This is a genomic window from Pareuzebyella sediminis (assembly GCF_008367235.1).
GTDB lineage: Bacteria > Bacteroidota > Bacteroidia > Flavobacteriales > Flavobacteriaceae > Pareuzebyella > Pareuzebyella sediminis.
In genome coordinates this window covers 404,416-416,656 of sequence record NZ_VTZS01000001.1, presented here as the reverse complement: position 1 = coordinate 416,656, position 12,241 = coordinate 404,416, and the positions used below count along the sequence as shown (strand labels likewise).

Genomic DNA, 12,241 nt, shown 5'->3' with positions numbered 1-12,241 from the left:
CCATAATAAGGTATAATCCATAAAATCAGTCTCAGACACTTTCTCAGAGGGAGCTGCTATCGTACAAGGGCAAAATTGTCTACATCAAGTTTCGATTTTATTCGATTGTTCCACTGCATCAGCTTTTCTTTGTCGTTTCCGTTGTAGGTTTCCCTTTTAAAATTTTCTACCTCCGCAGTGGCCCCAGCATAAATTTGCTCAAAAATGGATTTTGCCTCTTCAAAAGACATATCCGTAGTTATCCGTGATGCAGCCAATTGTCTATAAATTTCATAAATATCAAAAATCATATTTAGGTATATCAACCTATTTTTAGAGCGCTCATAACCAGAATGAAAATCACTGACATCCAACAAAGTACGATTTACAATTTTTAGATTACCTTCGATATCCCTGAAACTGTCCACCATAAAAGCACCAGACACTTTGTTATTCCACACTTTTGCCCGTTTTTCCTTATTCATTTCAAAAGGCGAATCATAATTCTTGCCCACATCTAAACTTCCTGAACGCCAAGCCATGTTTGACTTTTGTATATCTATGGAAGAGTTGCTACCCAACAACTGGTTCCAAGTGAGCCTATGATTTTTATGCCATGAAAGAACGAATGGATCGGTATACCTGATGTCCCTGTCGGGTATTTCGGTTTCGTAGTTGATCAAGTAGCCCTTTGCCTTCATAAATTCAGTTGACTTCTCGTCATTAATACTTTTGGGGAATTGATAATTGGTCTCCCAAAAGCTTTCGGAAGCTTGCAAGGCCATTATTTTGTCATAATCGTTATTGAAAGAAAGGCTTTTGGTAAAATAGGGCGCTGCAAAGGGTTTGTCATAATCGTAAAAGTATAAAAAGGTGTTGGACTCGATGGGATGTACGATATTTTCAAATTCATAATCCATACGAAATGAAAAATCCAAATACTGGATTTCTTCTACATTCAATGGATTGAAAACTACTTTTAAGAGAATTTCTTTCGGCTGTAACTCCACACGTTCATTTATCGAGGACAATAACTGGGTTTCAGGATTTTTAATTCGGAGCTCGATTCTTTTTACGGTCAGTTGTTCGTAATCCACCAATAGGCTCCCAGAAAACAAACGCCCATTATTTTTTTTGGGAGAAAAACCAATGGATACTTCATTTTCGTTGCATTCGGTGCATTGTTCTAAAATTGCATCATACTTTTTCCTAAGTTCAGTAGTACGCATATTGCCGGGATATTCAGGCAAAATTTGATTCGAACTTCCGAAAAGCTGAAAATCCGTCAAAATCTTCGTATTATCCAAACTGTAAAATGAAAAAGATCGGTTCTGCCCAAATCTCCCACTCTTCACATCGAGACGTTCAATACCGTTGCCCAAACTTTGTTCGGCCGTGTAGAAACATTCTACATGTTCCAAAGGAGTATTTCTTGCTGAGGAATTTAAGGTAAGAAAGGCTTTACTAATTGTTTTTCTTCGATGCTTCCGATATTTAGCGATAATCCGGTCTAGCAGCTCATATGGATAAGCTTCATTTCTAGTGCCCGTCAGAACGACTTCGTTTAAAGTCGAGACCGCCATTTCTAGGTTTACTATAGGTTCCTTCCGGAAATAGGACAATGGTATTTTTTTTGTTTTAAACCCCAAATGTCTTATTTCAATGGAATCTTTAATAAAAAAAGAATCGATTTCGAATTTACCATCCTCATTGGTTATAGTGTATTGAGGTTTCGAACCTATAACTTTTATAGTACAATAGGCAAGAGGAGTATGGGTATTGCCATCATGAATATATCCTTCGATCTTAGACTGCGCCAAGATACTGGCGTTACAGCATAGAAAAAATACCATGCAGATGGCTTTTTTTCTACCCTTTACATTCCCTTTCCTTAAAAAGTTTGACAAGACCATGATATTTAAATATAATCAAAATATTTCTTCTCCATTGTTTAAATAATGTACTCCCCTACTATCTTAAATGGATGACTTTTGAATGCCAAGCCATTTTTGCTCTAAGGGCGGAAAAAGCGACGGAATCTTTCAAGCTGTTTGGCGGTGGGACGCAATTACCCTTAATTGGAGGGTAATCACGGTTCATAAAATGGGATTGCGATACTTTTCGTACATATATGAACAAATTTCCTTCCACATTATGAGTAGCTTGAAATTATATGGTCTTCATCCAATTAAGGCCATTCGTTGAATATGAATCTAATAATTACGTTATGCCAAATCCGAGTATAAAAGATGAAGAGAAGTACCAGGCCTTAAGAGATAAAGGATACAGTAAGGAAAAGTCGGCGCGTATCGCCAATACGCCTAATGCCGGGAAAAAAGGCGGTAAGTCCGCCAAATACGAAGAATGGACCAAGGACGAACTTTACGATCAGGCAAAAAATGTAGGAATCGAAGGCCGCTCGACCATGAACAAAAAAGAATTGATCCATGCCCTTCGTAACAACTGAAATTAAGTCGATATCCCCACTTTTAAACATCTCCTGCACTACGTTAGAGACTATATAAAGCTCGGAAACAGCGGCAGCTTCTGCATTAGTCGTACTATCTATTGGAGCTTCGTTACCCAAACGAAAGGCATGCTCTTTCCCGGCTTCTTTACTATAATGACATAGGCCTGCAAGACGCGCCTGAAAGCTAAAAAATAGAACCTTGCACTTGAAATTCAGTGACGAGAATCGTATCATTTATTTTATCGATCAAACTTCGTTTAGAATGTAATTTCTGTGGGCGAAAATTTTAGCTTCAACCATTGAAATCTTGACCTTATTGAATATAAATGATTCGGGTTAAAAACAATATGGGTATTTTATAGCGTGCGGTTTATTAAAGAAGGGTAGTATACAGGTATTACGGGTATCTTAGTGAAGAACCTGATAATTTAACATGGAGTCCCCATGGACGTCTTACCCCGAACCGAATTTAGGCCTAGTGCGCTAGGCTTTGGAATTAATTATTGGCGGTTGCACCTATATTTCAATGGGGTAGGTTACTACCCGACAAAAAAAATCAAGGAAGGTTTGGTTGTTAACAAGCTTGTACTAGGAAAAAAAGGGATGCCACTAAAAGTGGGTCTATAGAGGTCATTAAAGTGGGGGCCAATTTACAAATCATATTAAAAAATTAAATAGAAAAGAAAATGAAGTCGCTTAACGTCACCCAAAAATTGATTCAGTCACATCTCATTGAGGGCGAAATGCGGCCTGGCACAGAAATCGGCCTAAAGATTGATCAGGCTCTTCTCCAGGATGCCACAGGCACCTTGGTTCAACTGGAATTAGAGGCAATGGGCCTTGACCGCGCAAAAACGGAGGTTGCCGTACAGTATGTAGATCACAATTTGCTTCAGACCGATTTTAAAAATGCCGATGACCATCTTTTTTTGCACTCCGCGGCCCAAAAGTTCGGTCTATGGTTCAGCAGGCCGGGCAATGGAGTGAGCCATCCGGTACACATGGAACGCTTTGGCATACCCGGAAAATCGCTGGTCGGATCCGATAGCCATAGCTGTGCGGCCGGTTCTCTGGCCATGTTGGCCATAGGTACAGGAGGTTTGGATGTTGCCGCAGCTATAGCAGGTATGCCCTACTATGTCAAAATGCCTAAAATCATGGGCGTAAAACTTACGGGAAGCCTACCCGCCTGGGTAAGCGCCAAAGATATCATACTCGAGATGCTTCGGCGTCACGATGTCAAGGGAGGCGTCGGTAAAATAATCGAATACTATGGTGAAGGCCTAAAAAATCTCAGTGCCATGGATCGCCATGTAATAGCCAATATGGGTGCCGAATTAGGAGCTACAACTACAATTTTTCCGAGCGATGATCAAACCCGAGCGTTTCTAAAATCGCAAAACCGTGAAGAAGACTGGTCTGAAATTGTCGCCGATCAAGGGTGCAGCTATGATCTGGAGGACGAAATCATACTTGACGATCTTGTACCCATGATAGCACTGCCCACTAGTCCCGGTAATGTCGTTCCCGTTTCTGAAGTGGAGGGTAGAAAGATAAGCCAAGTGGTCATAGGCTCTTCCGCAAACCCTGGACTACGGGATTTTTGGATCGCGGGAGCCATAGTAAAAGAAAAAACCATACACCCGGAAGTTTCTTTCGACATCAACCCTACATCCCGCCAAATCATTCAAAATATGATAGAAAATAGGGCCTTTGCCAATCTCATTAAGGCGGGCGGGCGTTTTCACCAATCGGGCTGTATGGGCTGTATCGGTATGGGCCAAGCCCCCGCCAGTGATTCGATCAGTCTGCGTACCATGCCGCGTAATTTTCCGGACCGTTCGGGCACCAAAGACGATCAAGTGTACCTGTGTAGCCCGGAAACGGCGGCAGCTTCTGCATTGACGGGTGAAATTACAGATCCAAGAAATCTGGAAAAGAGATACGCCATGGGTTACCCGGAATACGAAGCCCCAAGGCTTGAAATTATAAACGATGACATGCTAGTGCCACCTACCAAGAATAATTCGGAAGTCAAATTGAAAAAGGGACCCAATATCAAATCACTACCCGAGATGGAGGGGCTAAAATCCGAATACAACCTACCCGTGCTACTTAAGATGGGCAATAATATATCTACGGATGAAATCATGAAAGCCGGCGCCGAAGTACTGCCATTTCGAAGTAATATTCCTGAAATCAGTAAATTTTCGTATACCGTAATCGATGACACTTTTTATCAACGAGCATTAAAAGCCAAAGAAAAGTATGGTGGCCATATTGTTGTGGCCGGCGAAAATTATGCTCAGGGAAGTAGCCGAGAGCATGCAGCAATAGCGCCGAAATACTTGGGCCAAGTAGCGGTTGTCGCAAAGGATTATGCGCGCATTGCCTGGCAGAACCTCGTTAATTTCGGCATTCTACCCCTAGAGTTCGAAAACCCTGACGATTACGATTTCATAGAACAAGGTGCTTTCGTCACCCTTAAAAATCTAAGGGAAGATGTCGCCGAAAAGGCTACCATAAAAATGTTGGTCAAAAATAAAAATGATGAAAGGGAAATATCACTTACCCATAGTTTGAGCGATAGGCAGGTAGACTTACTTATGAAGGGAGGAGTTATCAATGATTTTAAAGAACAATTAACTACCTGATATTCGGGCCATCGTAATCATCGCTAAACCTAGTAAAAACAGTATGGAAAGAGATAATACATTCTAATACCGATACATAAGTAAATACTCGCACCATAGAATTAACGTACCACTTTCTATATCCCAAAATACCATACCCATGATTTCATTATGTTGATTTTTTACTTTTTAAAGCCAGTGTTTCCGATGCGCGCAACAAACTATCACGCCAATGTGGTATCTCTATTTGTAGTACTTTTTTAATTTTTGATTTGTCCAAAACGCTAAAATGGGGTCGCTGGGCCGGAAGTGGATAAGCCTCGCTCCGAATGGGAAGCAACCTTACTGAAATATTATTAATCTCAAAGATAGCCTGGGCGAAATCGTACCAACTTGCCACTCCTTCATTGCTAAAGTGATATGTGCCATAATCATCTATTTCACGCACTACGAACAGGGACAGTATTTGCGCCAGATCACGGGCATAGGTAGGTGAACCCACCTGATCAAAAACAATGGATAGGGATTCTTCTTCTCTTCCATATTCTAGCATTGATTTTAAAAAATTTGAACCATACTCCGAGTAAAGCCATGAGGTTCGAATGATGAAATGTTTAGGGCATAATGATCGGATGGTCTTTTCCCCTTCTAGCTTAGTAGCACCATACACGCCCAACGCATGGGTCGCATCCTCTTCAATGTAGGGAACGCTCTGGCTGCCGTCGAAAACAAAATCGGTTGAAATATGTATGAGTACTACATTATTTTTTGCGCACGCTGCGGCAAGATGTTTAGCACCTTCAGAATTTACCGATCTGGCCGTTTCTTGATTCGTTTCTGCCCCGTCGACATGGGTATATGCTGCTGTATTTATGCAATAATCATAGGTTGTTGTTTTGAATTCCTGAAAAACGGTAGCAACATCGGTTATATCTAGTTCTGAAGACGTCCGATAAACAACCGAAAGGGTATCGGCGCATTCCGAGAATACGTCCTTAATACATTTGGCCAATTGTCCGGTGGCACCGGTTACTAATATCTTTGACATAGATATTTATCTTAAGACTTTAACATCTTCCGCTGTTAATTCTTTAAAAGTAGGCAAAACCTCATCCTTTACGAATGCTACCCTCTCACTTTTTGGAATTATCAAATCAAGACTAAGGCATGAGTCCTCAAAAATACTCCCAATTAAAACTTTTATCAAGCTACTATCGTACTTTCAATAGTTAAACTATGCAAAAGAGCTGTTGATGCTATGCCGCTTATAAATCAACACACATTGCCTACGTAAAATGGCAATAGCCAACTATATAGTCGGGTCGCTTCAAAATGGTGATGAGTATACGATTTAGTACTTTGTATTGCCCACTCCTACTAGATATGCCTGCCGCAAAAATAGCATCTAGAAATCTTTACAGGTTTAGCGCCTGAATGAAATGCATACGACTGCTTTTGGCTTGTGCCTTTCCTGTTTACAGATTACCTTTAACAGCCAACACCGCGGTCATGAAAAATACGATATCATCACGGGTAGCCGATTTTTTAAAAAACTACCCGCCCTTCAATGAGATGAAATTCGAAGATTTAGAACGTCTATCCGAAGAGGTGAGTATATTATACAAAATCAAGGAATCGGTAATTTTTGAGCAAGGCGAAGCTCCCCATTCCCACTTTTACGTAGTACATAAAGGTGCAGCGGTATTGCGAAAAAAACCGGATAACGACATTGTAGACCTATGTGATGAAGGTGATATTTTTGGACTTCGCCCATTGATAGCCAACGAGAATTACGAAATGGAAGCTAGGGCATACGAAGAGAGTATTTTTTATACCATACCTATCACTACCTTTAGGCCCTACACCCAAAAATATAGCGAAATAGGTAACTTTCTAATCGAGAGTTTTGCCTCGAACATGCGCAACCCATACGCCAGAAGCCACAAGGATAAATTACTGGCGCATACTTCAATCGGTAACAGCAACACAAACAGTGGACTACTTGATCTTCAATCTGTACATTATTCTAAAAAATTAATCGCTTGTGGGGAAAATAGCAGTATCAAGACCATTGCCGCTACAATGACCGAGAAGAAAGTCGGCGCCATGTTGATCGTTAAGGGCAAATTGCCCATCGGTATTATCACGGATAAGGATATTCGAAACAAGGTGGCCACGGGGCAATTTCCGATAACTGCCAAGGCCAAGGAAATCATGAGCGCTCCGGTAATTACCTACCCCGTAAAAATGACCATCACTCAAGCCCAGATGGCCATGATGAAAAGCGGTATCAGTCATTTATGCCTTACCGAAGACGGTACGGACAATACGAAGGCCCTTGGCATTTTATCGAAACACGATATCATGCTCGAACTAGGCAACAACCCTGGGGTTTTAATGAAAGCCATCAAACGTGCCGGCAAATTCAAGAAAATCAAAACTATCCGACGAAGTGTTCAAAATCTATTAAAAGGGTATCTAGATCAGAATATACCTTTGACATTGACCTCCAAGATTATTGCAGAACTCAATGATGCCTGTGTAAAGCAGGTCATTGCAATCGCATTGAAAAAAATAAAAAAGGAACCGCCTGTGAAATTTACTTGGATGGCGCTGGGGAGTCAAGGTCGTAGTGAACAATTACTGCATACCGATCAAGATAATGCCCTTATTTTTGAAGATGTACCGAAGCATCAACAAGAGAAGGTCAAAACGTATTTTCTTGAGCTTTCAAAAATGGTGACAAAGGGCTTAATGCACATTGGATACGCATATTGTCCGGCCGATATGATGGCATCCAATCCTGAATGGTGTTTGAGTCTATCGGAGTGGAAAAATAGGATTTCGCACTGGATCACGAACCCAGGGCCAGATGAAGTGCTATTGTCTTCCATATTTTTTGATTACAATCTCGTTTATGGCACCCCAAAACTTTTAAATGAGCTTACCGGGCACATTTTTACCATGACGGAAAAATATCCAATTTTCTTTATGCACTTGGCACAGGGAGCACTCCAAAACCCATCTCCGACCGGTTTTTTCAGACAATTTTTGGTGGAAGAAGACGGGGCACACAAAGACTTTTTCGACGTGAAGCGCAGGGCACTCATGCCGCTTATAGACGCAGGTCGACTTTTGGCCCTATCTCATCAAATAAAAGCGATCAACAATACCTCTGAGCGGTTTGAAAAGCTTGCCGAACTAGAGCCCAATAACGGCGAACTCTTTATGGCTTGTTCCTATGCCACCAAGGCCTTGTTAAAATTTCGAACCAAACAGGGGTTGTTACATAATGATTCCGGAAGGTTCATTGCACTAGACTCCTTATCCAAAGAAGAAAAGATAAAGTTAAAGCGCACTTTCAAAACCATAAAGGAGTTACAGGAGCTGATCAAGATAAGGTTCAAACTCTCAAACCTTTGAAAATGAGGGGGATTTTTAAAAAGAAAAAAATAAACTATCCGGTTTTCTGGACGGACTATGAAGCGTCGTTCAAAGAACCCCTACCGGACAACCTTAATGAGCTTCGTTTTGTGGTATTGGATACGGAAACCACAGGTCTGAATATAAAAGAAGACCGTATTCTGTCCATTGGTGCATTATCGCTTCGGGGAAATACTATCGCTGTCAATCAGATCTTCGAAGTTTATTTGTACCAGCATTTTTATCATGCCGAAAATGTAGCGATTCACGGTATTCTAAGAGAAGAGACAAATGACCGGATAACGGAACTTGAAGCGCTCATGCAGTTTTTATCGTTTATAGGCAATTCGGTGCTCGTAGCCCACCATGCAGGTTTCGATCGTACCATGTTGAATGAAGCCCTAAAGCGCCACGGTATGCCCAAATTAAAAAATAAGGTATTGGACACTTCCATACTCTATAGGGAAACCCTGATTGCATCTCCCCTCTTGCAAAAAAGAGACCATTATTCCCTTGATGAACTTGCGGATAAGTTTGATATCTCAAAAAAAGATAGACATACTGCGCTAGGGGATGCGTATATCACCGCAATTGCCTTTCTAAAAATATTGGAAAAGTTAAAAAGTAGACGAAAGTTCTCGGTAAAACGGTTTTTAAGATAGACCCCGTCTATTGGGCGTTCAAATATTGGAGTACGTTTGTTTCAATGCGTTGATGAATATTGGAAATATTCGCTTTTTCAAAAGTCTCACCCGTAATATTCTCATAGAGCTCTATATAACGCTCCGATACGGTATTAACATAATCATCGGACATCTCGGGCACCGTTTGACCTTCCAAACCTTGAAAATTATTGGTGATCAGCCATTGTCGTACAAACTCCTTTGATAATTGTTTTTGGGCCTCGCCCCTGTTTTGACGGTCTTGATATCCGTCGGCATAAAAGTATCTTGATGAATCCGGTGTATGAATCTCATCGATAAGCACAATTTTTCCTTCTTTCGTCTTCCCGAATTCATATTTGGTATCTACCAAGATCAATCCGCGCGACCTTGCGATCTCAGACCCTCTTTTGAACAGAGCCCGCGTATATTTTTCCAAAGTTTTGTAATCCGCCTCGGAGACAATACCGCGCTTCAAAATATTTTCCTTGGATATGTCTTCATCATGGTCGCCTTTTTCCGCTTTTGTGGCAGGCGTAATGATCGGTTCTGGAAATTTATCGTTTTCTTTCATTCCTTCGGGCATTGCCACCCCGCACAGGGTACGCTTACCTATTTTATACTCCCTAGCTGCATGGCCTGAGAGATAGCCCCGAATGACCATTTCGACCTTGAAGGGCTCGCAAGCGTGGCCAATGGCCACATTAGGGTCTGGGGTCGCGAGCAACCAATTGGGCACTATATCTTTCGTAGCGGCCATCATCTTTGTAGCAATTTGGTTCAGGATTTGCCCTTTGTAAGGAATTCCTTTGGGCATTACCACATCGAATGCAGATAACCTGTCGGTAGCTATCATTACCAAAATGTCGTTTTCGAGCGCATACACCTCACGCACCTTACCCTTATACACGTTTTTTTGACCAGGAAATTCAAAATCTGTATCTACAATTGTGCTGCTCATTTTTTAATTGAATGATTTTGATGAAATTTCTCCTAAAGTTCTTTTAAAATATTGTCACAAAAAAGATCACTGTACTTTACACTCCTCCTCCATTAGTTTTGATGCTCGATCGTTTTGTAGGCATCAATTACTTTTTTGACCAGTTTGTGGCGAATTACATCTTTGTCATCAAGATGTATAATGGCTATCCCTGGTGTATTTTTTAAAATCAAGAGGGCTTCTTTTAGACCTGAGATAACCCTTCTGGGCAGATCTATCTGACCTGGATCCCCTGTGATCAAAAATTTGGCGTTCTTGCCCATTCGGGTCAAAAACATTTTCATCTGGGCATGGGTCGTGTTTTGGCCTTCATCAAGAATAACGAACGCGTTGTCAAGCGTACGTCCGCGCATAAAAGCCAAGGGCGCAATTTGAATAGTACCATTCTCAAGTAAATGGGCCAATTTTTCGGCTGGAATCATATCCCTTAATCCATCATAAAGCGGTTGCATGTAAGGGTCTAACTTTTCCTTTAGGTCTCCTGGTAGAAAACCTAAATTCTCTCCTGCCTCCACTGCGGGCCTCGTTAGAATAATACGTTTTACCTGCTTCTCTTTCAGTGCTTTGACGGCTAAGGCTACTCCCGTATATGTCTTTCCTGTTCCTGCCGGGCCAATGGCGAATACCATATCATTATTCTTGGCGGCATCTACAAGCTTACGTTGATTTACGGTCTGTGCCTTTATCAACCGGCCATTTACGCCATGCACCAAAACCTCCCCACTGTTTTCAGGGGATTCATAGTCTTCAGGTGTATTGCTGGTCAATACTCTTTCAATAATATTTTCGTCGAGTTTGTTATACTTTGCAAAGTGTGAGGTCAACATATCCATTCGGTTATCGAATTCCTCTAAAAGTTCCTCGTCACCATAAACCTTTATCTTGTTTCCCCTAGCCACAATCTTCAGTTTTGGAAAATACTTTTTGATAAGGTCGATATTCCGGTTTTGTTGGCCAAAGAATTCTCTTGGGCTAATTTCTGTAAGTTCTAAAATGAGTTCGTTCAAAAAGTTGAAGTATTAAAATGAAAGCCCTTGAACATTTATTTCGCTTGGCTACTTTTTTATTATAATTTCGTGCTAACAACTCTGAAAGAGTTAAACAAACTTAACGAAAAATTCAGTTTGCCTAACCAAAAACATATCAACATTGCGGCATGGCGATAATAACGCTGACCACAGACTTTGGGCTAAAAGACCATTTCGTCGGTACTTTAAAGGGAACGATATACAAAGAACTTCCCGATGCCAATATTGTTGATATTTCTCATAATATTAGTCCTTTCAACATTCAGGAATGCGCCTATATTCTTGAGAACTCCTATAAAAGTTTCCCTAAGGGAACCATTCATGTCGTTGGAGTAGATTCTGAACCGACCCCCGAAAACCAACATATTGTGGTACTGGTCGATGGTCATTATTTTATTAGTGCGAACAATGGCGTCATCGGGTTGATAATCTCTGAAATGAAACCTGACAAAATCGTCGAAATCAACATCCCCAACCCCCTTCATGGATCTTTCCCGGTAATGGATGTTTTCGTACAGGTTGCTTGTCACATCGCAAGGGGAGGCACCTTGGAGGTGGTCGGCAAACCATTTGATCAGTTAAAAGATTTACGTGATTTCTCCCCTAGCGTCACCGACAGTGGAAAAAAAATTATAGGCAGTGTCATCTACATCGACAATTATGGAAACGTCGTGACTAACATCCATAAAAATTTCTTCGAGGCTTATCGTAAAGGTCGTGATTTTGAACTCAACGCGCGCACGACACAGTTAACCAAAATACACAATAAATACAGCGATATCATTAATTTTGAGCTTGACAAAGGTCAACGAAGGGGTGCCGGCGATCTGCTGGCCCTTTTTAATTCGGCCAATTATATCGAATTGGCCATCTATAAGAGTGATATGAATACCGTAGGGGGCGCATCTACCTTACTTGGGTTGGATTACCGCGATACGATTACGGTTAGTTTTATCTAGAATTTAAAGTTCAAGGTCATGAAATGTTATTAACTTTGGACGCTCGTTTTAATCCCTTAGCTTTGCAAAATAGTGAACAACCTCAAA

9 protein-coding genes are annotated in these 12,241 nt (G+C 41.2%); 5 read left to right on the top strand and 4 right to left on the bottom strand.

The features are described from left to right. Nucleotides 1-56: 56 nt before the first annotated feature. Complete coding sequence (locus F2B13_RS01650) at nucleotides 57-1,832, bottom strand: carboxypeptidase-like regulatory domain-containing protein (RefSeq protein WP_198440063.1); 1,776 nt, start codon at nucleotides 1,830-1,832, stop codon at nucleotides 57-59. Between the two features lie 374 nt (nucleotides 1,833-2,206). Here F2B13_RS01650 and F2B13_RS01645 point away from each other — a divergent pair, with 374 nt between their 5' ends. Next, entirely contained in the window at nucleotides 2,207-2,446 is a 240-nt protein-coding gene (locus F2B13_RS01645; RefSeq protein ID WP_149275503.1) for a DUF7218 family protein, read from the top strand. Nucleotides 2,447-3,135: 689 nt separating this feature from the next. Continuing rightward, nucleotides 3,136-5,103 carry an aconitate hydratase gene (locus tag F2B13_RS01640; RefSeq protein ID WP_149275502.1) on the top strand — a complete coding sequence of 656 codons (1,968 nt, stop codon included), beginning with the start codon at nucleotides 3,136-3,138 and terminating at the stop codon, nucleotides 5,101-5,103. A gap of 148 nt (nucleotides 5,104-5,251) precedes the next feature. On the opposite strand, the gene rfbD is transcribed toward F2B13_RS01640, so the two are convergent. Beyond that, the gene (gene rfbD, locus F2B13_RS01635; protein WP_149302887.1) at nucleotides 5,252-6,130 is read right to left on the bottom strand and encodes a dTDP-4-dehydrorhamnose reductase; all 879 of its coding nucleotides are present in this window, start codon (nucleotides 6,128-6,130) and stop codon (nucleotides 5,252-5,254) included. 461 nt (nucleotides 6,131-6,591) lie between these two features. Here rfbD and F2B13_RS01630 point away from each other — a divergent pair, with 461 nt between their 5' ends. Beyond that, nucleotides 6,592-8,505 carry a DUF294 nucleotidyltransferase-like domain-containing protein gene (locus F2B13_RS01630; RefSeq protein WP_149275500.1) on the top strand — a complete coding sequence of 638 codons (1,914 nt, stop codon included), beginning with the start codon at nucleotides 6,592-6,594 and terminating at the stop codon, nucleotides 8,503-8,505. 2 nt (nucleotides 8,506-8,507) lie between these two features. Further along, nucleotides 8,508-9,167, top strand: coding sequence for a 3'-5' exonuclease (locus tag F2B13_RS01625; protein ID WP_149275499.1), 660 nt, complete (start codon nucleotides 8,508-8,510; stop codon nucleotides 9,165-9,167). 7 nt (nucleotides 9,168-9,174) lie between these two features. Here the strand turns inward: F2B13_RS01625 and F2B13_RS01620 are convergent, their stop codons facing one another. Beyond that, nucleotides 9,175-10,128 carry a phosphoribosylaminoimidazolesuccinocarboxamide synthase gene (locus F2B13_RS01620; RefSeq protein ID WP_149275498.1) on the bottom strand — a complete coding sequence of 318 codons (954 nt, stop codon included), beginning with the start codon at nucleotides 10,126-10,128 and terminating at the stop codon, nucleotides 9,175-9,177. Between the two features lie 92 nt (nucleotides 10,129-10,220). After that, nucleotides 10,221-11,174 (bottom strand): PhoH family protein, encoded by a 954-nt coding sequence (locus F2B13_RS01615; protein WP_149275497.1) that lies wholly within the window; start codon nucleotides 11,172-11,174, stop codon nucleotides 10,221-10,223. 149 nt (nucleotides 11,175-11,323) lie between these two features. Here F2B13_RS01615 and F2B13_RS01610 point away from each other — a divergent pair, with 149 nt between their 5' ends. Then, the gene (locus F2B13_RS01610; RefSeq protein WP_149275496.1) at nucleotides 11,324-12,154 is read left to right on the top strand and encodes an SAM hydrolase/SAM-dependent halogenase family protein; all 831 of its coding nucleotides are present in this window, start codon (nucleotides 11,324-11,326) and stop codon (nucleotides 12,152-12,154) included. Nucleotides 12,155-12,241: the final 87 nt, after the last annotated feature.

Bases quoted from the DNA above. Each gene is read 5' to 3' on its own strand.
- F2B13_RS01650 (WP_198440063.1), bottom strand. From the start codon at position 1,832: ATGGTATTTTTTCTATGCTGTAACGCCAGTATCTTGGCGCAGTCTAAG.
- F2B13_RS01620 (WP_149275498.1), bottom strand. From the start codon at position 10,128: ATGAGCAGCACAATTGTAGATACAGATTTTGAATTTCCTGGTCAAAAA.
- F2B13_RS01640 (WP_149275502.1), top strand. From the start codon at position 3,136: ATGAAGTCGCTTAACGTCACCCAAAAATTGATTCAGTCACATCTCATT.
- F2B13_RS01630 (WP_149275500.1), top strand. From the start codon at position 6,592: ATGAAAAATACGATATCATCACGGGTAGCCGATTTTTTAAAAAACTAC.
- F2B13_RS01645 (WP_149275503.1), top strand. From the start codon at position 2,207: ATGCCAAATCCGAGTATAAAAGATGAAGAGAAGTACCAGGCCTTAAGA.
- rfbD (WP_149302887.1), bottom strand. From the start codon at position 6,130: ATGTCAAAGATATTAGTAACCGGTGCCACCGGACAATTGGCCAAATGT.
- F2B13_RS01625 (WP_149275499.1), top strand. From the start codon at position 8,508: ATGAGGGGGATTTTTAAAAAGAAAAAAATAAACTATCCGGTTTTCTGG.
- F2B13_RS01610 (WP_149275496.1), top strand. From the start codon at position 11,324: ATGGCGATAATAACGCTGACCACAGACTTTGGGCTAAAAGACCATTTC.